This is a genomic window from Pedobacter sp. SL55 (assembly GCF_026625705.1).
Taxonomy (GTDB): Bacteria; Bacteroidota; Bacteroidia; order Sphingobacteriales; family Sphingobacteriaceae; genus Pedobacter.
In genome coordinates, this window is sequence record NZ_CP113059.1 from 4,418,890 (window position 1) to 4,440,388 (window position 21,499).

18 protein-coding genes and 4 pseudogenes are annotated in these 21,499 nt (G+C 36.0%); 13 read left to right on the top strand and 9 right to left on the bottom strand.

The features are described 5' to 3' along the window. Positions 1 to 50: 50 nt before the first annotated feature. Positions 51 to 296, top strand: coding sequence for a DUF6364 family protein (locus OVA16_RS19840; RefSeq protein WP_267762770.1), 246 nt, complete (start codon positions 51 to 53; stop codon positions 294 to 296). Further along, complete coding sequence (locus OVA16_RS19845) at positions 296 to 712, top strand: type II toxin-antitoxin system VapC family toxin (protein ID WP_267762771.1); 417 nt, start codon at positions 296 to 298, stop codon at positions 710 to 712. Before OVA16_RS19840 ends, OVA16_RS19845 begins: the two co-directional genes overlap by 1 nt. Before the next feature lie 169 nt (positions 713 to 881). On the opposite strand, the gene OVA16_RS19850 is transcribed toward OVA16_RS19845, so the two are convergent. Both OVA16_RS19850 and OVA16_RS19860 read right to left on the bottom strand, forming a co-directional pair. Continuing rightward, on the bottom strand, positions 882 to 1,499 hold the full coding sequence (locus OVA16_RS19850) for a hypothetical protein (RefSeq protein WP_267762772.1): 618 nt from the start codon (positions 1,497 to 1,499) through the stop codon (positions 882 to 884). A 453-nt stretch (positions 1,500 to 1,952) separates the two neighbouring features. Continuing rightward, positions 1,953 to 4,227: pseudogene (locus OVA16_RS19860) on the bottom strand (TonB-dependent receptor). 216 nt (positions 4,228 to 4,443) lie between these two features. Between OVA16_RS19860 and smpB the strand changes: the two are divergent. The 3 genes from smpB (at position 4,444) to OVA16_RS19875 (ending at position 6,590) form a co-directional block, all read left to right on the top strand. Then, positions 4,444 to 4,893, top strand: a complete 450-nt coding sequence (gene smpB, locus OVA16_RS19865; protein ID WP_267762775.1) for an SsrA-binding protein SmpB — start codon at positions 4,444 to 4,446, stop codon at positions 4,891 to 4,893. A 93-nt stretch (positions 4,894 to 4,986) separates the two neighbouring features. Beyond that, positions 4,987 to 5,895 (top strand): methionyl-tRNA formyltransferase, encoded by a 909-nt coding sequence (fmt, locus tag OVA16_RS19870; protein WP_267762776.1) that lies wholly within the window; start codon positions 4,987 to 4,989, stop codon positions 5,893 to 5,895. An 89-nt stretch (positions 5,896 to 5,984) separates the two neighbouring features. After that, complete coding sequence (locus OVA16_RS19875; RefSeq protein ID WP_267762778.1) at positions 5,985 to 6,590, top strand: hypothetical protein; 606 nt, start codon at positions 5,985 to 5,987, stop codon at positions 6,588 to 6,590. A gap of 241 nt (positions 6,591 to 6,831) precedes the next feature. Here the strand turns inward: OVA16_RS19875 and OVA16_RS19880 are convergent, their stop codons facing one another. Genes OVA16_RS19880 through OVA16_RS19890 form a run of 3 tightly spaced genes read right to left on the bottom strand, consistent with a single transcriptional unit; the run spans position 6,832 to position 8,693 of the window. Continuing rightward, positions 6,832 to 7,455 (bottom strand): aminotransferase class IV, encoded by a 624-nt coding sequence (locus OVA16_RS19880; protein WP_267762779.1) that lies wholly within the window; start codon positions 7,453 to 7,455, stop codon positions 6,832 to 6,834. Continuing rightward, positions 7,452 to 7,670, bottom strand: coding sequence for a hypothetical protein (locus OVA16_RS19885; RefSeq protein ID WP_267762780.1), 219 nt, complete (start codon positions 7,668 to 7,670; stop codon positions 7,452 to 7,454). The genes OVA16_RS19880 and OVA16_RS19885 overlap by 4 nt, the downstream gene beginning before the upstream one ends. Continuing rightward, positions 7,671 to 8,693, bottom strand: a complete 1,023-nt coding sequence (locus OVA16_RS19890) for an RluA family pseudouridine synthase (protein ID WP_267762781.1) — start codon at positions 8,691 to 8,693, stop codon at positions 7,671 to 7,673. Between the two features lie 228 nt (positions 8,694 to 8,921). Here OVA16_RS19890 and OVA16_RS19895 point away from each other — a divergent pair. From OVA16_RS19895 to OVA16_RS19910, 5 genes and pseudogenes are all read left to right on the top strand, one after another. Continuing rightward, positions 8,922 to 9,731 (top strand): annotated as a pseudogene (locus OVA16_RS19895) (DUF6588 family protein); the annotation flags it as partial. A gap of 35 nt (positions 9,732 to 9,766) precedes the next feature. Beyond that, positions 9,767 to 9,919: pseudogene (locus OVA16_RS20200) on the top strand (DUF6588 family protein); the annotation flags it as partial. A gap of 48 nt (positions 9,920 to 9,967) precedes the next feature. Then, on the top strand, positions 9,968 to 10,834 hold the full coding sequence (locus OVA16_RS19900) for a 1-aminocyclopropane-1-carboxylate deaminase/D-cysteine desulfhydrase (RefSeq protein ID WP_267762783.1): 867 nt from the start codon (positions 9,968 to 9,970) through the stop codon (positions 10,832 to 10,834). Between the two features lie 164 nt (positions 10,835 to 10,998). After that, positions 10,999 to 12,330: an L-lysine 6-transaminase gene (lat, locus tag OVA16_RS19905; protein WP_267762784.1), complete on the top strand. Its 1,332-nt coding sequence runs from the start codon at positions 10,999 to 11,001 to the stop codon at positions 12,328 to 12,330. Between the two features lie 113 nt (positions 12,331 to 12,443). Further along, a complete protein-coding gene (locus OVA16_RS19910; protein WP_267762785.1) occupies positions 12,444 to 12,836 on the top strand; it encodes a hypothetical protein in 393 nt (130 codons plus the stop codon). Between the two features lie 49 nt (positions 12,837 to 12,885). Here OVA16_RS19910 and OVA16_RS19915 read toward each other — a convergent pair whose 3' ends face one another. From OVA16_RS19915 to OVA16_RS19930, 4 genes are all read right to left on the bottom strand, one after another. Next, the gene (locus OVA16_RS19915; RefSeq protein ID WP_267762787.1) at positions 12,886 to 14,247 is read right to left on the bottom strand and encodes an acyl-CoA dehydrogenase family protein; all 1,362 of its coding nucleotides are present in this window, start codon (positions 14,245 to 14,247) and stop codon (positions 12,886 to 12,888) included. Between the two features lie 239 nt (positions 14,248 to 14,486). After that, a complete protein-coding gene (gene bshB1, locus OVA16_RS19920) occupies positions 14,487 to 15,203 on the bottom strand; it encodes a bacillithiol biosynthesis deacetylase BshB1 (protein ID WP_267762788.1) in 717 nt (238 codons plus the stop codon). An 87-nt stretch (positions 15,204 to 15,290) separates the two neighbouring features. Further along, the gene (locus OVA16_RS19925) at positions 15,291 to 15,797 is read right to left on the bottom strand and encodes a glutathione peroxidase (protein ID WP_267762790.1); all 507 of its coding nucleotides are present in this window, start codon (positions 15,795 to 15,797) and stop codon (positions 15,291 to 15,293) included. Positions 15,798 to 15,806: 9 nt separating this feature from the next. After that, positions 15,807 to 16,424, bottom strand: coding sequence for a DUF4294 domain-containing protein (locus tag OVA16_RS19930; protein ID WP_267762791.1), 618 nt, complete (start codon positions 16,422 to 16,424; stop codon positions 15,807 to 15,809). Positions 16,425 to 16,534: 110 nt separating this feature from the next. On the opposite strand from OVA16_RS19930, the pseudogene OVA16_RS19935 reads away from it, so the two are divergent. From OVA16_RS19935 to OVA16_RS19945, 3 genes and pseudogenes are all read left to right on the top strand, one after another. After that, positions 16,535 to 18,744: pseudogene (locus OVA16_RS19935) on the top strand (RelA/SpoT family protein). 261 nt (positions 18,745 to 19,005) lie between these two features. After that, positions 19,006 to 19,479 carry a Fur family transcriptional regulator gene (locus OVA16_RS19940; RefSeq protein ID WP_267762793.1) on the top strand — a complete coding sequence of 158 codons (474 nt, stop codon included), beginning with the start codon at positions 19,006 to 19,008 and terminating at the stop codon, positions 19,477 to 19,479. Between the two features lie 40 nt (positions 19,480 to 19,519). Next, positions 19,520 to 20,797, top strand: coding sequence for an adenylosuccinate synthase (locus tag OVA16_RS19945; RefSeq protein WP_267762795.1), 1,278 nt, complete (start codon positions 19,520 to 19,522; stop codon positions 20,795 to 20,797). Positions 20,798 to 21,499: the final 702 nt, after the last annotated feature.

Consider the following 21,499-nt stretch of genomic DNA (forward strand, 5'->3'; position numbering starts at 1 on the left):
AAACACGTATAACATTTATTTTTGTATCTTTATGCAAAAGGTATAAAATTATGAATACAAAACTAACGCTGACTATAGAACAGCATACTATAGAGAAAGCTAAAGAATATGCTCGAAAGAGAAAGAGGAGCTTATCAGATTTGGTTGAAAACTACTTAAAAGCCTTAACAAGCGAAACGCCTATTGAGGATCAATTAACGCCAACTGTTAAATCATTAAAAGGCTCATTTAAATTACCCGCAGATTTCGATTACAAAAAGGAATTAACAGATCGTCTATCTGAAAAATATTTGTAATGGAAAAAATTTTAATCGATACAGATGTTATTCTCGATTTCTTTTTTGATAGATTACCTTTCTCTGATGATGCATCTAAAATTTTAGCACTATGCGAAAAACGAAAAATTAATGGATTTGTGACACCAGTAATGATTAGTAACATCTACTATCTCCTAAGAAAAACAGCAAAACATGAAAAAGTAATTGAAAATTTAAGAGCACTACTAGGAATAATAGACGTAGTTGTTATAGGTAAAGAAACAATATTAGATGCCATGAATTCCAATTTTAAAGATTTTGAAGATGCGTTACAAAATTTTGCAGCAAAAAGCCATAAAGAAATTAAGGTAATCATTACCCGAAATATTAAAGATTATAAAACGAGTAAGCTCTCTATTATGTCTCCAGAAACTTATCTAAAAGCAATTCGATAAACAAAATATACAGTATAAAAAAACGAGAGCTGTTATTAAGTTATTCCTAAGTGTGTAAAATCCGCTAATAGGGCTTCGCGATTGCAAATTAGGAAGAGCGTAAGTTATATAACTATATAATTAAGTTTCGAACACCCCTAATTTTGTAATCGCGAAGAGCGATTGGATGCTAGCTAACTCTTAAAAATTCAAAATTGTAGACTTCTTCATTTTCCTTAAATAAACGATCTAGCTCCCCTAGTTTAATTATCAATTTAGTTGTCACTTGTTGGTTGAAAAAATCGAAGTCTTTAATAAGAAAGCTTGCAGCATAGAGAAAATCAAATACCAATTCAGCATAAAGCACCTTTTGAGATATGAATTTCCAAAAACGTTCATTATCAATCAACTTAATATTATCACCATCATTCTTATAATATCCATAGCAGTTCTTTCTAAATTCTTCAGATTTCAAAAGATTCAAAAAATCTCTTACTACATCCTTTAATTTGTATAACCAAAAACGCAAAATAACCCTACGAAATTCAGTATGTATCTTCAAAGCTGTTTTTGTGTCGACCACAGCATCAGAATTGAAATAAACCCCGTATAAATCATTTTTTTTAAGATAGCTTTCATTGAAAAAAAATTTAACCTTAATTTCCTTGAATTGTTTAAGAAAATCAACAGTAATTTTCCTATTTCGAAGCATTATTTTCTCATAAATAATGTAGTCGCCGCAAAAATTTTTGTTCTTTAAAAGAAAATCGTGAATATTAGATAGCTTGTTACAAATGTTTTTGTCCATATAAAATATTATATTCTAAGTATTTACAAAAATAAGGCTAATTATTAGACTTCAGAAATTAGTTAAATTTCTTAAAACTTTATGGTTTTATATGTCAAACCACCATCGGCAGATTTGTGATCCTTAAAACTCGATCCAGCCACAGAAAAAACAGCATAGAACATCGCGTCTATATCTATTTGGATTACAATAATGATTATTAATTTCTGAAATAAAGCATTAAATGATACCCTATCGTACTCACCTCTTCGGAATTTGCAATTCCGAGGACTTATCGGCGGAATCGCAATTACAGGTGTTCGAAACCTTAATTTATTGTAAGATTGGATGAAATAATGTTACCGCTCTTCGATTTGTTATTATCCCCATTCATATTGCCAGTATAATTTCCAACCTAAGGATTTTATATAGTTTTGTTTCGAACACCCTTAATTTATAATCAGCAACAAAAATCTACCTCAAATTATACCTCACTCCAAAGAAACCCCTAATCCCTTGGTTTGGGGCATATACATAACTAGGATCAAAAGTTAAACCGTAAGGGTTAGTCGGCGTAGCCATTGCATTTCCATTTGCATCAAATTGTACCTGCTTATCAAATGGGTCATTTGCCCTAGCAATAATAAACGGATTATTTCTAGTTGGTTTAAAGTTCAGCAAGTTTTTTACACCGCCATATACTTCCAAGTTCTTGAACCCGCGGTAAGTGAACTGAATATTTTGCAAACTCCAAACAGGAGAATTAGGCATACGAGGATCTAAATCATTCAACAAAGGCAAACGCATTGGACCGTAAATGTTACCTGTATAATCTATCCCTAAATTTAGCGTATTAATTAAATAAGAAGCCGACCAAGTCCCCATCCATTTCTCAGTTAGTATTTGCTGGGTTTTGATCCCATCTTCTACCAAACCGACATCCTGTAAAGTAATCCCAGCATTTAATTTTAAACCAAAATTTAAGCTGACATCCAAATTTCCTGTTAAGCCTTTGCTTACGGCATAACCAGTTAAATTATCGTATATAATTTGCGTGGTGTTAGTTTCATAATCTGCTACAATACGATTGTTAAAATGCGTGTAAAAGGCCGAAAAATCGAACGTAAATATATTTCCATCGTTGGTGTAAAGCTTTTTCAGGTAATTCAAATTTATGTTGTAGGTTTTTTTCAGGCTTAAGTTCATTCGCAATTACCACATCCCTAGCGCCAGTTAAGGCGGCATGGTCTTCCGTAAAAATATTTACTACTCTAAAGCCAGTCCCTGCGTTTAATCTTAAAATACTCGTTTCATCAAAATTGATTTTATAAGCAAAACGAGGCGTGAAAATATTACCGTGGTTCGAATTATAGTCATAACGTATCCCTAATAAAACCGAATGTTTTTGAGCAAACTTAATTTCATCTTGTACAAAGATCCCTGGCAGGTAAGTATTTTCGGGAGTATTACCGTTGGCTTGCGAAAACGTAGCGGGCGTGTTATCATCATAATAAGTGTAACGAAAAGCCGTACCGAAAAGTAAATCATGATGATTAATTTTCTTATCCCAGGTAAGTTGCGAGAAGGCAATATTCTGTCTAGCGATATAAGACGTAGTTCCGTAACGACTATCCTGATGATGGCTTGTCAAAGAAAATGCAAAGAACATTTTCTCTTTGATAGGCAATTGATAATTTCCTAACAACTCGAAACGTTTGGTATAAATACTTTCGCCATACACTTCATCTCCTCCACGATTAGCCTTTGTCCAGTTCATTTCGCCACCCCATCTATCTTCGTATAAAAACCTACCTGCTAAAGAGAACAATCGATTTTCCTTTCTACTAAAATTCCATTTTTGAAATACCGAAATTCGATCTTGCAAAGTAACATCTGTAAAATTATCATGGTTATGATCCACTTTGTTCCCGTATTTAAAATAATTTAAACCAGTGAGTACGTTCAATTTAGGATGTATTTTTACCTTAAACCCTACATCCAAATTATGTTCCAAATAGCTTGTGGTCATCAAATCGGCACTTAAATTGGAAGCTTTACCTACATCTTTAGTAATGATATTGATTAAACCGCCAACAGCTTCGCTACCATACAGAGAAGAAGCTGGTCCTTTAACCACTTCTACCCTTTCTATTAAAGAATTTGGAATGCCCGACAATCCGTAAACAGTAGAAAGACTACTCACAATTGGCATTCCATCAATCATTACCATGGTATATGGCCCCTCTAAACCATTGATGTGAATATCGCCTGTGTTACAGATATTACAATTTAACTGAGGTCGCACGCCGTTGATATTCTGTAGCGCATCAAAAATACTTGGGGTTGGGTTTTTCTGAAAAAACTTGGCAGTGTAAATTTCTACTGGCACTGGGCTTTCGAGCCTATTTACTTCCTTTTGTGTACCTGTAATTACCACCTCACTTAAATCTTCCTTCTGCTCTTCCAGATTAAAATTCAGGACGGTATCCGAAGAAAGTTCAATATTTATCACTTGCGGTTTATAACCAATCGCTGTAATTCTAATTTGATAGCTACCTGCTTTTAATGCCGTAAAACCAAATTCTCCATCTGTATTGGTTTGCGTTGATCGCTGCAATTCGATAATACGCAAGCTAGATTTAGATATGGCCGCACCGTTACTTTCGACTTTTCCTTTCAACAGCAAATCTTGCCCAAATAAAGTTATTGACAACAGCAAAAAACAAATAAGAAGTATGAATTTTTTCATCTATTAGCTTTACAAAAACATAAATTTAGGCAAATCTAAAAATATATTTATAAATAATTAAATTTTATTTTTAGCCAAACATAAAAAACATCATACGATGTTTAAACGCAATAAGCCATCCGCCCAAATGAAAAAATCTTTTGGTATCTTACCATTTCCTATATTTTTAACTAATTCTGCAATTAAACAATAGAGCAATTAACCTATCTTTGCAACATGCCTAACGATATACAGATAAAGAATAAGCGAGCCTATTTTGATTACCATATTTTAGATAAATATGTAGCTGGAATTGCTTTGCTTGGCACCGAAATTAAATCAATAAGACAAGGGAAAGCAAACATGACTGATGCTTTTTGTACTTTTATTGGAAGTAGTTTATATGTAAGAAACCTCCACATTTCAGAATACAGCCACAGCTCTTTTTACCATCATGATATCAAGAGAGATCGAGTTCTACTTTTGCAAAAAAAGGAGCTTAGAAAAATCCGGATAAAAGGAGAGGAAAAAGGATTTACTATTGTACCGCTAAGAATTTTCATCAACGAAAGAGGTTTTGCCAAAATGGAAATTGCTTTAGCTCAAGGTAAAAAAGAGTTTGATAAACGCGATAGTATTAAAGAAAGAGATAGCAAACGGGAGTTGGATAGGGCGATGAAATTTTAAATGAGTAATTGAGAAAATGAATTAATGATAAAATTATTAGACTATCCTATAAATATTTACTCATTTAGTCATTTTACCATTCAAAATTAATTTATGAAAATAGTTTTTATGGGCACCCCTGATTTTGCTGTAGCTTCTTTAGCTGCACTAAAAAATGCGGGATTTGATATTGTTGGAGTAGTTACTGCAGCGGATAAGCCTGCTGGCCGTGGGCAAAAAATAAATGAAAGTGCCGTTAAAAAATATGCTGTAGCAAACGGATTAAAGGTTTTACAACCGTTAAAACTGAAAGATCCAGCATTTATTACCGAGTTAAAAGCCTTAAATGCAGATCTACAAGTTGTTGTTGCTTTTAGAATGTTACCAGAAATCGTTTGGAATATGCCTCCAAAAGGAACAATTAACCTACACGGTTCTTTGCTACCACAGTATAGAGGTGCGGCCCCAATTAACCACGCTATCATTAACGGCGAAAAAGAAAGTGGCGTAACTACCTTCTTTTTAAAGCAAGAAATTGATACCGGCGATGTGATTTTATCTGCCAACACACCAATTACTGAAGACGATACCGCCGGAACATTGCACGACAAATTGATGAATATTGGTGCAGACCTGATCGTTAAAACAGTAAAATCTATTGAAGAGGGCAACTATAGCGAAGTGCCGCAACCTATGAATACTGAATTAAAATCAGCACCGAAAATTTTCAAGGATTTCTGTGAAATTGACTGGAAAAAAGACAATCAAGTTGTTTACAACCATATTAGAGGTTTAAGTCCCTACCCTACAGCTTTTACTTTCTTAAACGAGAAAACTTTGAAGGTTTTCAAAGTAGGAAAGGAAGATATAACTCCAACTATCGAAGCAGGAACATTTGAAACCGATGGCAAAACCTTTTTGAAATTTGCTACTAACAACGGCTATATTAAATTATTAGAACTGCAATTGGAAGGAAAAAAACGAATGCAAGTTGATGAATTTTTGAGGGGCGTAAGGTTATAGTTTTATTGGTTCAATAGTTCATTAGATATTGAATATTAGCTTATTGTTTATTGGTTTATTGGCTTATTGATCATTAATTTATTACCTAGATGGATGAAAATCAGAAACAGAATTTAGCAGCTAAAAAACACCAAATACAACTACGTATTAGCGCTAATGAATTTATTGATAGGCATTTAATAAATTGGCTAGAGATTTATGAAATTGTTGTAGAAAATGATGTTAATCATGAATTGGTTCAGTTGGCCAATATAACGGATGAAGAGATTAGCTTTTGGGAAAAGAGGATGGCTACTGAGCCTTTCAACAAATTCAATTTAGACCTACAAAAGCTAAACACTGATGATGAAAAGAACATTGTTAGCAAACTTTACGCAACTTTTCCATCTACCTACCCCTTAAGATATATGCCCAGTGATACCGTCCCAGTTTTGGCTTACGAAAATGCGGGTAAAATTATAGCTGATTTTGCGCTACAACTCCAAGTTGACTTAGAAGAGGAAGTTTTTTTGTTTTATCTGTATTATACACCAGTTCTTAAACTAAAACTAAAGGATATTATTGCCTACGCCGATTCACTTTATGATTTCCCTACGGAAGATATCTTAATTGCCTCGCCAAATTTTGATTGGCTCATTTTTCGATCTACGGAGGAAGAATGGCGGTTTTGCCGAAGACCTACCGTAATAAGTTAATTAAACCTTATTGTAGCAGAAATACTTTTTGGGTTAATCTTATCCTGAACGATAGTGAAGGATCTGTTTATCCAAGCAGTTTAAGTTGTGGATTCCTCGTACCTAGAAATAAAAACAGAAAACCATAAAAAGATTGCAGCGGAAAGAAGGACTGTGGTTACCGAAAAGAGCCTAACGATACTTTTCAACTAAAAATAGGCAACATGTCTCTTTATACTTTCTACTTTTAACTTTTAAAGGCTTATAACGATTGATTTAACCAGCCACTAAACATTCTGGCCACCTCATTAAAATACCTTTTGCGACCATAACCCATTACCCAACGCACACCACCAATAGCGTTGGTTAGAAAAACCTCTTCGGCTTCGTTTAATATCTGCGGGTTAATTTGTGCCTCAATTAGCGGCAGCTGATGCTTTTTTGCCAATTGCATTACCACATTACGCATCACACCGCCAACACAGCCCTCAGAAAGTGCGGGGGTGTAAATCTGATTTTGATAGACCACAAATAGGTTAGAACTAGTACTTTCGCACAAAAAACCATGTTGATTGAGCAGTAAAACCTCATCTAACCGATGTTGCTTTTGATAAATAGCCGCCATTACAAAAGGCAACGAATTGGTTGTTTTATAGTTAGAAAGTTTGTTAACAGGCTTCGCTATTTCATCGTAAACATCTACAATAATTCCCTTTTTGTTTAACTCGTAGCCGGCCGTTTCTAATGGTTTAACCTCTAACAAATAACCTACTTTATTGGTTTCGGGCGCATAAAGGCCTTCGCCGTCTCTGTAAATAGTTAGCCTAAAGCGGGCATTATTTTGTATTTTGTTTTTACGGGCAAGTTCGCCGGTTTTTTGCTTCAAAAGTACTCATCTAGCAGGTTATAACCATCCATTTTCAAGGCTTTCATGCTTGCCTTAATCCTGTCGGCATGTAGTTCTGGGAATTGCAGTTTACCATTGCACATCCGCATAGATTCGAACAAACCGTCTCCAAATTTGAAAGCTCGATTAGAAGCCTGTAAAACAGCCGAATCCTTCGTAAAAAACTGATCGTTGAATAAAATAAATTGCGACATTTAAACGATATAGTTACGCCATTTATTTAAAACCGCTTCAAAATCTGATGGCATGGGTGCCTCAAACTCCATATATTTTTTTGTAGTTGGATGTATGAAACCCAAAGTTTGCGCATGTAAAGCTTGCCGAGGCATGAGCTCGAAACAGTTGGCTACAAACTGCTTGTATTTAGAAAACGTGGTTCCTTTCAAAATCTTATCGCCACCGTAAGTAGCATCGCTAAATAGTGGATGGCCAATATGTTTCATGTGCGCTCTAATTTGATGCGTACGTCCAGTTTCTAATTGACAGCTTACCAAGGTTACGTAGTTCAATCGTTCTAAAACCGTATAATTAGTTGCCGACCATTTGCCTTTATCCTCATCATCGTACACATCTTGAATAATTCTATTTTTTAAGCTACGGCCTATATACCCTTCTATCCTTCCGTCTTTTTCTATATCGCCCCAAGCTAAAGCCAAATATTTACGGGTAATGGTATGGTCAAAAAATTGTTTAGCAAGCTTGGTCATGGTAATTTCGTTTTTGCTGATGAGCAATAATCCCGAGGTATCTTTATCTATACGATGTACCAAACCGGGCCTCCCATCGTTTCCAGGCAGTGTAGGTAATTGCTCAAAATGAAACGCCAAGGCATTTACCAAAGTACCTGTATAATTATTGAAACCAGGGTGCACTACCATTCCAGCTGGCTTGTTTACCACCAACAAATCGTCATCTTCGTAAACAATATCAATAGCAATATCTTCTGGATAAACCTCGGTATCTCGTGGCGGTTGGGCGTATACAATAGAAATTTCGTCGAATGGTTTTACCTTATAGCTGGCTTTAATCTGCTGTTTGTTAACCAGTACATTTCCAGCATCAATGGCATTCTGTATTCTATTTCTTGATGCATTTTCTATACGGTGCATCAAAAACTTGTCAATACGCAATAACGATTGTCCTTTATCTACAACAATGTTAAAATGCTCGAACAAATCTTGCTCCTCTTCTTCTTGCCCTATCGCGAAATTTTCCATGCTACAAAAGTAATTCTTCAAAAATGATATTCCTAAAAAACAATTTGGCTTATTTATTGTAGTTAGTTTGATAATTTAATGCAAGGCTTATGAAACAATTTTCCGAAAACTTTAAGATAGTCATCAATTTTTTTCCTTATTTGATTAGAAAGATATACTTTCGCCACTGATAATCAAACAAATAAACATGAGAAAAAATTTAGAGCGCTAAAGTATACTTTTTTACTTAGCGCTTTTTTATTGCCTTTTTGCTTAAAGGCACAAGATCAAATTGGCGATGTATTTAAGGGAGCACCAGCAGATGCTTCTAAATTAACGCAAGCCTACTTATCGCCATTATTTACAGGCCTGGGCACCGCTATTAATTCGGGTTGGTTTACCTCGGCAAAAGCAAAAAAGCCGCTCCGCTTCGATTTTAGGTTTACAGGTACAGTAGCCATAGTACCCAATAGCGATAAAACCTTTGATGTAACTAAGCTTGGCCTAACAAGCATGGCACCCGCACCTGGAGCAAACCCTATTTCTCCAACATTTTCTGGAGAAGATACACAAGGTACTTTAATGCGTTTAAACGGAGCTCCCGATGCAAGTGGAGATTTTAACCTACCAAACGGTATTGATATTGGTTACGTACCAGCGCCGCAGTTGCAACTAACTGTTGGTATTCCTAAAAATATTGATATTTCTTTAAGGTATGTACCAACCATTGATCTAAAAGACTATGGAAAAATAGACATGATAGGTGCCGGTGCAAAAATTGAAGTTTTACCTCTATTTTTAGGGAAAACAGAAAAAATAGTACCCGTTGATGTTGCCGTAGCGCTAGGCTTCACACAGCTAAATTATAGTTTACCTTTAGAGGTAGGCACTACCCCAAATCCTAACCAACAATTAAAGGCAAAGGTAAAAGGAATGAGCGCCGATGCCATTGTTTCTAAAACTTTGGCAGTGTTTACACCTTTTTTAAGTGTAGGCTATCAAAAATCTGAAAGTGATTTACAAGCATTAGGTACTTATGAGTTTGCGGTGCTTAGGTAAGTCCTGCAACGCCAACCGGAAGACAAACATACAATGACCCATTTGCCTTCTCCAACACAGATGTAAGTGGAATGAGGGCTTCTTTAGGCTTCCAACTACACTTGGCGTTCTTTAGACTTTACGCTTCTTATACGCAAGCTAAATATGGATATGTAAACGCAGGTATAGGCTTTGGAATGGGCAAATAAAATTTTAAAAATAGATTTTAAAAGCTTCTCTTTGTAGAAGCTTTTTTTATGCAATTACCTAGTCCAATACATCAGGTTACTTACAACAACCACACTTTTTTTATCAAGAGAGATGATTTGATCGACTCTTTTGTGTCGGGTAATAAATGGCGAAAACTAAAATACATCTTGCTTGATGCAGCGGCTAAGAACAAAAAACATTTGGTAACTTTTGGCGGCGCTTACTCTAACCACCTATTAGCCACAGCAGCAGCAGCAGCAAAGCATCAGTTAAAAGCAACAGCGTTTGTAAGAGGCGAAGAAGTAAGTAACGAAATGCTATCTCTTTGCAAGATATTTGGCATGCGATTACACTTTGTAAGTAGAGAAAGCTACCGAAACAAGCTACAATTGTTTGAGGCAAACTACGGAAATGATGAAGATGCTTATTTCATTAACGAAGGTGGAGCTAGTGCAGAAGCCATAATAGGATGTGCAGAAATTATTGCCGAGCTACCCCAACCTTTCGATCATATCTTTTGTGCAGCAGGAACGGGTACCACCGCTGCAGGTTTGCTAAAAGGAATAAACCAACTTAATTTAAACACTCAGTTACACGTAATACCAGTTTTAAAGGGAGGTAATTTTATTGCAGAAGAGATTGCACGCTTTAAGCCCAATTTAACTAAGTTACATTTACATACCGATTATCATTTTGGTGGATATGCCAAAACAACTAGAGAGTTAATCTTCTTTATTAAAGATTTTACGGCAAAAACCGGTATCCTTTTAGACCCCATTTATACAGGTAAAATGTGTTTTGCCATTAACGATTTGATAGCAAAAAATCAGATTTCAAAAGAAGCTAAAATACTAGCAATTCATACCGGAGGTTTATTTGGAATTTTGGGAAAACTCGCCGAATTCGATAAATGATCTTAAAATATTTTTTCCACATTTATTCAAGGCTGTGGAAGTTTCGGTCAAAATCTAACTTTAAACTGTTTAAACCTAGTTTTTGAACTCAGAGTTCAAAAACCGCCTAAATTTGATTTTTTGGCACATTTTAATAAATTTGAGTTATACCAAAACTTAAATCTATGTATCAATTAAGTGTAGCGCCAAACCAAGTTAAACAAACATTAAAAAAGCATATCCTTGCCGATGGGTACGACCTAACCTATGATATAGAAAAAAGTAACGGCGCTTATATTTACGATTCGAAAAACAACCGCAGGCTGTTAGATTTCTTCACTTGTTTTGCATCCGTGCCATTAGGATACAATCATCCTAAAATGGTTAATGATAAATCCTTTACACATCATTTACTATTAGCGGCATTAGCAAATCCGTCAAATTCTGATGTGTACACGCAACAATACGCAGAATTTGTGCATACTTTTTCTCGTGTGGGTATTCCTTCTTACTTGCCGCATGCCTTTTTTGTAGCAGGCGGAGCCTTAGCCATAGAGAATGCACTAAAGGTGGCCATGGATTGGAAAGTTCAGAAAAACTTTGCTAAAGGTTACAAAGAAGAGAAAGGATTTAAAGTCATCCATTTTGAAAAAGCTTTTCATGGCCGAAGTGGCTATACGCTAAGTTTAACCAATACGCTACCCGATAAAACGAAATGGTTTGCCAAATTCGATTGGCCTAGGGTTAGTACGCCTCAACTTAAATTCCCACTTAACGATGAAAATTTAAAAATCGCCGAAGAAACCGAAGCTACGTCATTAGCTCAAATCAAACAAGCTTTTGCGGATCACAAAGATGATATTTGTGCCATCATCATAGAACCTATCCAATCCGAAGGTGGCGACAACCATCTTAGAGAAGAGTTTTTAATCCAACTTCGCCAACTGGCGGATGAAAACGAAGCCTTTTTAATATACGATGAAGTGCAAACAGGAGTAGGCTTAACAGGTAAGTTTTGGTGCCATCAGCATTTTAGTGAAAAAGCTAGACCAGACATTGTTGCTTTTGGTAAAAAAATGCAGGTATGCGGAATTTTGGTTGGCAACAAAGTTGACGAAATTTCTGGAAATGTTTTTAATGTGCCATCACGTATTAACTCTACTTGGGGAGGTAACTTGGTAGATATGGTTCGTTCTACTCAAATTTTAAACATCATAGAAGAAGATAATCTTTGCGAAAATGCAGCAGTTGTTGGCGATTACTTGAAAAATCAGCTCCATGGGCTTGCAACGAAATATGATAAAATGAGTAATGTTCGTGGTAAAGGTTTGTTATGTTCTTTTGATTTCCCTGATAAGGAAATGAGGAATAAATTTGTAGAAAAAGGAATGGCAGAAAACGTGATGTTTTTAGGTTGTGGTAACCAAACCATCCGCTTTAGACCTGCACTTTGTATCGAAAAACAACATATTGATGAAGGAATTGAAGTGATGCGCAAGATTTTGTCAACAATTTAACCTGCTCAAAACCATTAAGAAGTAAAACATATAGCCACCTACTTCTTAATGGTTTTATCATTTCATGACTTCTCTGCTACAAACCCAAAATCAATTTCTTTTAATTTCGGGACATGAAAAAAATCGGTATAGCCTTATTTGTAACTGTTCTTATTGGCTGGATGTTAAAAGATACCTTTACACAATCAGGCATTGAGGATTTAAAAGGGGGTTTTAAAGAAGTAGCAACTTACCGCAATGAGAACAACACAGGTCCAATTCAGCGAATTTACGCGGTTACAGTTGTGGATACCTCAGCTGCCCAATTAAAAGAATACGGAGATTTAATGCCCCACACTAAATATGGCAATACTAAGGTTTATTATTTTTTAGCAGGCAAAACAGCACCTAAAACATTATCTCCAGGCAATGTTAATTTTGACAGCCAATTTAACAACAACTGCTTTGCTTTATACGAAAAAAGCGCTATGGGTAACGTAGGTTTGGTTAAATGGCCGTTTAAATAATATATAGTTAGACTTACGAAGTTTTTGAAACTTCGTAAGTCTTCGGCTTTTAAACAAAAGCAGAATATCCAGTAATTGCCCTACCCACAATTAGCGTATTAATTTCTTTGGTACCCTCGTAAGAATAAATAGCCTCGGCATCTGCCACAAATCGAGCTACATTATATTCTAAAAGGATACCATTGCCACCCATTACTTCTCTGGCTTTACTTACCACATCTCTTGTACGAAGCGAACAAAATACTTTTGCCAAAGACGCATGCTCATCTTTTAGCATTCCTTGATCTTGTAACTGCGAAAGTCTGAAACATAGCGTTTGCATGGCGGTAAGATTTGACAACATCTCTACTAAGTGATTTTGAATAAGTTGAAATGAGGCGATAGGTTTGCCAAACTGCTTTCTAGTCCTAGTATAGTCCAAAGCGTTTTCGTAAGCACCACGGGCACAACCCACGGCCTGCCAAGCCACGCCAGCTCTTGTCATCTGCAATACTTTAGCAGTGTCTTTAAATGAATTCGCATTTTGCAATCGGTCAACTTCTTGCACTTTACAATCTGTTAACGTAATTAACCCATTCTGAACTATTCTAAGTGCCATTTTATTTTCCATCTTCTCTACCGCAAACCCGGGATTATCCTTTTTAACGATAAAGCCCTTCACTTCGCCGCTATCTTCATCTCTGGCCCAAATCACTAGAATATCTGCAAACGTGGCATTACCAATCCATTTTTTTTGGCCGTTTAAAATCCATTCGTCACCTACTTTTTTACAGGTTGTGGTTAATCCGCCAGCAGCTGCAGAACCTACTTCGGGTTCGGTAAGTCCAAAAGCACCTATGGTTTCGAATTTTTGCATAGATGGCAACCATTTCTGTTTCTGCTCCTCTGAACCACAAATATAGATGGAACCCATGGCCAATCCACTTTGCACACCGAAAAACGTAGAAAGCGAGGTGTCTATCCTAGCCATTTCCATAGCTAAAATTCCTTCCATTAAATTTGATTTCCCCGGACAGCCGTAACCTTTGTAAGTCAAACCACAGATATTTAGCTCGGCTAATTTTGGGATAACCTCAAAAGGAAATTCTGCTCTGTTCCAATAACTGTTTACAATTGGCTTAACTTCCTTTTCTAGAAAAGCCCTAACTTTTAACTGCAAAGCTCTGTCTTCTTCGTTAAGTGCTTCTTCGCCCAATTGATAAAAATCTCCTTCAATAGGTGGTAATTCCTTTTTACGAGAACCTCCACCCATCATTTTCATCATTCCTTGCAGTTGCTTTTCGTCGAGACTGGAAATGGTTTCTACCATTTTAGGCAGATCTACCTTTTTAGAAAGTGCATCCAGTTTCTGGAAGTCTACACTTTTAAACAATTGATAGGCGTTTTTTAAAGAGGAAAATAGATTGGCCATAGATGGGATATGTTTAAAGTAAAAGTTAAAAGCCAAAACTAACTGACTTTGTGATTTAAACTTAAACAAAAAATGACCAAAATTGTTGGGTTTTGAAGGATTTTCTCCCGAAGGTTTTCGAAACGTATTCCCTGTTAGCGAGAGCGACAACAAAGAGCAAAGCAAATTACACGTTGCCGTCTCCGCCAACCTTTCGCACTAACTTATAAGATCTTTCCTTCTTTCGAAACATCTAATTTTTACCTCAAATCGAACAAACTATCTACACCTAAAAGCTTTCTGGAAGTAAAACCTTCGCCATACTCGGCGCCAATATTTTTACCCATTTCCCTAGCCCGGGCAATTACCGATTGCAAAAATGCGGGAGTAGAAATATAAGTTTGAGGCTCATTTTCGCTTGGACTATCAAACTGCGTTTTGAAAGCTCTAATGGCTGCTATTTTTTGTTCCATGTGCTCAGAAATATCAACAATGATATCTGGCTCGATATACGTATCCTGAATGTATTGCAAAGTTAATCTCGGTCGCCAAGGTTGTTGCGCTGCACCATTTAGCTCAGTTTCTACCTTTCTTAATCCAGAGAGAAAAATGGCATCGTTAGCTAAATCAGAAGCCCTACCATGATCAGGATGACGATCGTGTAAAGCATTGGTAAGGATAATTTCGGGTTGGTATTTGCGGATCATCTTTACCACTTGCAGCTGGTGCTCCTCATCATTTTTAAAGAAACCATCTCTAATACCGATATTTTCTCTGGCATGAATTCCCATAATTGCCGAAGCATTTTTAGATTCTTCTGTACGGGTTTCAATCGTACCACGTGTTCCTAACTCGCCCTGGGTAAAATCTACAATCCCTACTTTTTTACCCTGTGCAATATGTTTGATAATCGTACCCGAGCACCCTAGTTCAGCATCGTCTGGATGAACAGCTAACACCAATAAATCTAATTTCATATAATTAATTTTAAATGAGTAGATGATTAAATAAGTAAATACTTTTGAAAATCCAGTCGTTATTTACCCACGTAATCATTTTTTCATTTAGTCATTTTCCAATAATAACCTCTGTATTTTTTTCTTCACTTTAGATGAAGTTGGCTTGGTAAATGGAAAGAAATATTCCACTACTTCTCCTTTTTTATTGATCAGGTATTTATGAAAATTCCAACGCGGCGTAGAAGTTAGGTTGCCATTTTGCTTTTTATCTGCTAAGAATTTAAACAGCGGATGGGCTGCTTTGCCTCTTATCATTACTTTATCAAAAATAGGAAATTGTACGCCATAGTTAACTTCGCAAAATTCGTTAATTGCTGCGCCATCTAAAGGTTCCTGTTTACCAAAATCATTGGAAGGGAAGCCCAAAACCTCAAAACCTTGTCCAGAAAATTCGTCTCTAATTTCTTGCAGTTCTTTTAGCTGCGGAGTAAAACCACAACCAGAAGCCGTGTTTACAATCAACAATACTTTACCGTCAAAATCGGCCAAGTTTTTTTCTGTTCCATCAATAAGGCGAGCCTTAAATGGATACACTGTTGGATTTACCTTCATATTTAAACTTTATTGATAGTAGCCAGAATTTCTAATGATCGATTCGATATCTCTATCTTCTTGAACACTGTAGGTATTTTTCAAGTTATGTCCTACAACTCTAGCAACCAATTGGTAAGAAAACGCCGCAAACTTGCCTTTTGTTTCCTTTACGATGTCATAAGTTGTTCTCCCTACCTCTCTATCAATTAATTTAGTTAATATTTGTCCTTGTGTAATGGTCAACTCCTTTATTTCGGTGTTAAACATCTTCTTAATTTCATTATCGCATTCTTTTATCAAACGCTTTTGTTCCTTTTTATCTGCTACAACAGCCACATCCCGCTCTAGCTGCTCATATCTTCGCTTTGCAAATAAAGCATAAGGCATTACTTTAAGCACGTTGTATCTCAACCTATTATAAGCGGCTTGCTCTTGCGGCGATTTCCAAATACGCTGACCTAGAATAACAACTTCTTTAAGGCCAATCCATGGAATCATGTAACCACCATCATTTGTAGCCGCCACACGAATGGTATCATTTTTGCCTAATTTTGGCCAAATACCAGTTGATAAACTGTCTTGAGCATTTGCATCAAAAACAGCAATCATGACAATAGAAACAGCAAAAAGACGATAAAATTTCATAAATTTATGCCTATTCAAAGTTAGCGCAATTTTTATATATTCGTTTTAACTACAACCCAATATAACACTTTATAGTATAAAAATACTATAATTTTACCTATAAAACACAAATGAAGAATACTTTGGTTATTGATCTTGAGGCAGAGAAAAAAGAAATACTAAAAAGGTACAGGGCTTTGCTACGTGCCTCTAAATCAACCCTTCAAAAAGGAGATAAGAAAGAAATACGCAAAGCTTTCGATATGGCATTAGAAAGCCATAAAGACATGCGACGCAAATCTGGGGAGCCTTATATTTACCATCCAATTGCTGTGGCGCAAATTGCCGCCGAAGAAATTGGTTTAGGTACCACTTCTATTGTTTGCGCCTTGCTGCACGATGTAGTAGAAGATACCGATATCACTTTGGAGGATATTGAACGTGAATTCGGTAAAAAAACAGCGAAAATTATTGATGGTTTAACCAAAATTTCTGGCGTTTTTGACACCAACAGTCCTTACAGGCAGAGAATTTCAGAAAAATGTTGCTTACACTTGCTGATGATGTAAGGGTAATTTTAATTAAACTGGCGGATAGGTTGCACAATATGCGTACGATGGACTTTATGCCTCGTCACAAACAGCTAAAAATTGCATCAGAAACCATTTACTTATATGCCCCGTTAGCACATCGTCTGGGTTTGTATGCCATTAAATCCGAACTCGAAGATCTTTCAATGAAATATCTCGAACCAGATACCTACAAATACATAGCCACTCAGCTTAACGAAAAAAAAGCAGAAAGAAATGCATTTATTAAAAGCTTTGTAGAACCTATTACTGATATCTTGGCCGAGCAAGGTTTAACAGCCAATGTTTATGGCCGCCCAAAATCAATCCATTCTATATGGAATAAAATGAAGAAAAAGAACATTCCTTTTGAGGAGGTTTACGATCTTTTTGCCATTAGAATCATCCTAGATAGCCCCTTAGAAAGAGAAAAAGCAGATTGTTGGAAAGCCTATTCTATCGTTACCGATTTGTACCGTCCAAATCCAGACCGTCTGCGTGATTGGGTTTCTTCTCCAAAAGGTAACGGTTACGAGTCTTTACATACTACTGTGATGGGGCCAAAAGGCCAATGGGTAGAAGTTCAAATTCGTACACAACGTATGAACGAGATTGCAGAAAAGGGTTTTGCCGCACACTGGAAATACAAAGAAAGCAGCAATGATAATGGTTTAGATCAATGGATCCAAAAAGTGAGGGAAATGCTAAGTAACCCAGAATCTAACGCATTAGATTTCTTGGACGATTTCAAAATGAACCTTTTCTCTGATGAGATTTTCATTTTTACACCAAAAGGAGCTTTGTTACAGTTGCCTTTAGGTGCAACTGCTTTAGATTTTGCCTTCGAAATCCATACAGATATTGGCGCAAAATGTATTGGCGCCAAAGTAAACCACAAATTAGTTCCGCTTTCTTATAAACTACAAAACGGCGATCAGGTAGAAATCATCACATCTAGCAAGCAAACGCCGAAAGAGGATTGGTTAAATATCGTGATGACGGCAAAGGCCAAATCGAAAATCAAATCATCATTAAAAGAAGAAAAACGTAAAATTGCAGAAGAAGGCAAGGAACTGTTAGAGCGCAAACTTAAATCGCTTAAAATCACTTACAATACAGACAACCTTAATAAGCTAAGCTATTTCTTCAAACTTCAATCTACGCAAGATTTATTCATAAACGTTGCTACCGGAAAAATAGAGCTTAAAGACCTGAAAGAATATCTTGCAAGTGAAAAGGAAATTGAGAACCGAGGCAACGAAAAAACAAGTGATAACGAACGCATAGATGCTCTACTTAAAAAGGTTAAAGGCCCTGAATCTGACGTCCTATTAATTGGCGAAGATTTACAGAAAATAGACTACACATTGGCAGTCTGCTGTAATCCCATACCGGGAGATGATGTTTTTGGATTTGTTACGGTAAATGAAGGCATCAAAATACATCGTACCAATTGCCCTAATGCTGCCCAACTGATGGCCAATTATGGTTACCGTGTAGTAAAAGCGAAATGGAACAGGCAACAAGAATTGAGTTTCTTAACAGGGTTACGTATCGTCGGCATAGACGATGTTGGCTTAATCAATAACCTTACCAAGGTAATTTCAAACGATTTTAAAGTAAATATCCGTTCCATTACCATTGATACCGAAGACGGCATTTTTGATGGTTCTATAAAGGTTTTTGTAAATGATAAGGAGCATTTAGATAATCTGATTAAAAATTTGTTAGACGTAAAAGGCATAACTGGGGTAACTAGATTTGATGCCTAATTAATGGTTAATTATGAATGATTAATTGTTAATGATGAAAGAGAATATCATAAAGAACAAGAGCTTTAAGTTTTCTATTCCGATTGTAAAACTCAATCAGTATCTACAAAGGCAGAAAAAGGAATTTGTTTTAAGTAAACAACTGTTATAAGTAATCATTAATAACTAACCATTAACATTCCATCATTTTATCAACATAAATCCTTGTAATCCTTTAATCTCTGTAATCAATTAACTACCTTTGAAATGGAGTTTAAAACTATGTCTGAACAGAACACAAGCGAGTTAGTTAGAAAGATATTTGAAGCTTATCTCGAAAATAAAAACTTAAGAAAAACCCCTGAGCGTTTTGCTATTCTAGAAGAAATCTACTCAAGAGATGATCACTTTGATGTGGAAACCCTTTACATACACATGAAAAATCAAAAATACCGTGTAAGTAGAGCTACGGTTTACAATACATTAGAGTTATTGGTTTCTTGCGATTTGGTAACTAAACACCAATTTGGCAAAAACATGGCTCAATTCGAAAAATCTTACGGTTATCATCAACATGATCACGTAATTTGTATCGATTGTGGCAAAGTAGTAGAATTCTGCGATCCACGTATTGGTCAAATTCAAAATATGGTTGGCGAATTGCTAAAATTCGACATCAAACATCACTCTTTAAATCTTTACGGAATATGTTTTGATTGTAGCGCAGCTGCAACCATCAAAAACAAAGCACACTAATTATTTACAATAACCAATCTTATTCTCTTAATTTATTATAATGACGCAAGTAGATGTACTACTAGGCCTGCAATGGGGCGATGAAGGTAAAGGAAAAATCGTTGATGTTCTAAGTCCTCAATATGATTTAATAGCCCGTTTTCAAGGCGGGCCAAATGCTGGCCACACCTTAGAATTTGACGGCAAAAAATTTGTATTGAACACCATACCATCAGGTATTTTCAATGAAAAAACCATGAACTTAATTGGCAATGGTGTGGTAATTGACCCAATTATTTTAAAAAGAGAATTAGACAATTTAAAAGCCGCTGGTCATGATCCAGTTGGTAAAGGAAAATTAGTTTTAGCACGTAAAGCACACTTAATTTTACCTACACACCAACTATTAGATGCTGCTAACGAGCAAAAAATGGGCGCTGGTAAAATTGGTTCTACTTTAAAAGGAATTGGCCCAACCTATATGGACAAAACCGGTAGAAATGGTATCCGCGTTGGCGATACTACCTTGACAGATTTTAAAGAGAGATACGAAAAACTAGTTCAAAAACATAAAGAAATCTTATCTCACTACGAATTTGAGTATGATTTAACTGAAAAAGAAGCAGCTTTCTTTGAAGCTATCGAATTCATCAAGTCTATCCCTCATGTAGATAGCGAACACTTTGTAAACGGCTACCTAAAAGATGGCAAAAAAGTATTAGCAGAAGGCGCTCAAGGCGCTTTATTAGATGTTGATTTTGGCTCTTACCCATTTGTTACTTCATCTAACACTACCACCGCAGGTGCTTGTACCGGTTTAGGTATTGCTCCAAATAAAGTGGGCGATGTTTACGGTATTTTCAAAGCTTATTGTACACGTGTTGGTGGTGGCCCATTCCCAACCGAGTTATTTGACGAAACTGGCGAAACTTTACGTGCCGTAGGTCACGAATTTGGTGCAACTACAGGTAGGGCTCGCCGCTGTGGTTGGATTGATCTTCCTGCTTTAAAATATGCGATCATGTTGAACGGTGTTACCGAATTAATTATGATGAAAGCTGATGTTTTAGATGGCTTTGATACCATCTACGCTTGTACACATTATGAGCACGACGGTCAAACTATCGATTATATGCCTTATGATATCATCACTGTAGAACCTAAACCAGTTTTAGAAGCAATTGAAGGCTGGAAAACTAATTTAACTGGCATTACTTCAACTGATCAAATTCCTGCTCAGTTAAGCGCTTACATCGAGTTCTTAGAAAAAGAATTAGAAGTACCAATCAAATTTTTATCTGTTGGTCCAGACAGAACACAGACATTGACCTTAAAATAAGATAAGATAAATTTGCTATAAAAAATGCTTTCGGAAAACTATTTCGAAAGCATTTTTTTTGGTAATCCCTGTTAAATAATCAGGCTAATTAAACTGAGATTATACCTTCTAAAATTATAAAAGTGATATCCGCTTCAATAATATAGTATACCTTAAATCATTACTATTATATCTAGCTTAGCGAAAAATTCTATCAAAGCTATCCTAACCATTCTAAAGATTTGATTTAGTCGAGAATTAGAAATCAACAACTTCATCTATTAGCAATCAATCGAAATTATAATTCTACAACAACTCTCTCAAGATAAGTTAATTTCTTTTGTTTTCCGCAACTTGTGCTTATATCTCATCAATAAGGACAATCAACCAATCATCAATAACAACATAAATATTGAAGAATTTTTTAAATATTTATTAGGGAATTATTCTTTCAAAATCTTACATCGAAGAACTCAGCTTACCCACTCGCTACCACTATTTAGCCTAACGTTAGATCTTTAGAAGAAATAACTGAACCATATAAAAATCAATTTAAGAGAGTTTTAGAAACCTGAATTTGAACCTCAAGTATCCCAGCCTTGTTTAAGAGCTGCATAATGACCGGGCTACACACATGTATCAGTGAACGAGCACGTAACTGAATTTTCGGATTTGTGCTTTGCTTTGTATGCAGATCAATGCCTAGGCGGGCAATCTTTACAG

Coding starts and splice junctions, on each gene's coding strand:
- OVA16_RS19840 (WP_267762770.1), top strand. CDS start 51: ATGAATACAAAACTAACGCTGACTATAGAACAGCATACTATAGAGAAA.
- OVA16_RS19845 (WP_267762771.1), top strand. CDS start 296: ATGGAAAAAATTTTAATCGATACAGATGTTATTCTCGATTTCTTTTTT.
- OVA16_RS19850 (WP_267762772.1), bottom strand. CDS start 1,499: ATGGACAAAAACATTTGTAACAAGCTATCTAATATTCACGATTTTCTT.
- smpB (WP_267762775.1), top strand. CDS start 4,444: ATGCCTAACGATATACAGATAAAGAATAAGCGAGCCTATTTTGATTAC.
- fmt (WP_267762776.1), top strand. CDS start 4,987: ATGAAAATAGTTTTTATGGGCACCCCTGATTTTGCTGTAGCTTCTTTA.
- OVA16_RS19875 (WP_267762778.1), top strand. CDS start 5,985: ATGGATGAAAATCAGAAACAGAATTTAGCAGCTAAAAAACACCAAATA.
- OVA16_RS19885 (WP_267762780.1), bottom strand. CDS start 7,670: ATGTCGCAATTTATTTTATTCAACGATCAGTTTTTTACGAAGGATTCG.
- OVA16_RS19890 (WP_267762781.1), bottom strand. CDS start 8,693: ATGGAAAATTTCGCGATAGGGCAAGAAGAAGAGGAGCAAGATTTGTTC.
- OVA16_RS19900 (WP_267762783.1), top strand. CDS start 9,968: ATGCAATTACCTAGTCCAATACATCAGGTTACTTACAACAACCACACT.
- lat (WP_267762784.1), top strand. CDS start 10,999: ATGTATCAATTAAGTGTAGCGCCAAACCAAGTTAAACAAACATTAAAA.
- OVA16_RS19910 (WP_267762785.1), top strand. CDS start 12,444: ATGAAAAAAATCGGTATAGCCTTATTTGTAACTGTTCTTATTGGCTGG.
- OVA16_RS19915 (WP_267762787.1), bottom strand. CDS start 14,247: ATGGCCAATCTATTTTCCTCTTTAAAAAACGCCTATCAATTGTTTAAA.
- bshB1 (WP_267762788.1), bottom strand. CDS start 15,203: ATGAAATTAGATTTATTGGTGTTAGCTGTTCATCCAGACGATGCTGAA.
- OVA16_RS19925 (WP_267762790.1), bottom strand. CDS start 15,797: ATGAAGGTAAATCCAACAGTGTATCCATTTAAGGCTCGCCTTATTGAT.
- OVA16_RS19930 (WP_267762791.1), bottom strand. CDS start 16,424: ATGAAATTTTATCGTCTTTTTGCTGTTTCTATTGTCATGATTGCTGTT.
- OVA16_RS19940 (WP_267762793.1), top strand. CDS start 19,006: ATGTCTGAACAGAACACAAGCGAGTTAGTTAGAAAGATATTTGAAGCT.
- OVA16_RS19945 (WP_267762795.1), top strand. CDS start 19,520: ATGACGCAAGTAGATGTACTACTAGGCCTGCAATGGGGCGATGAAGGT.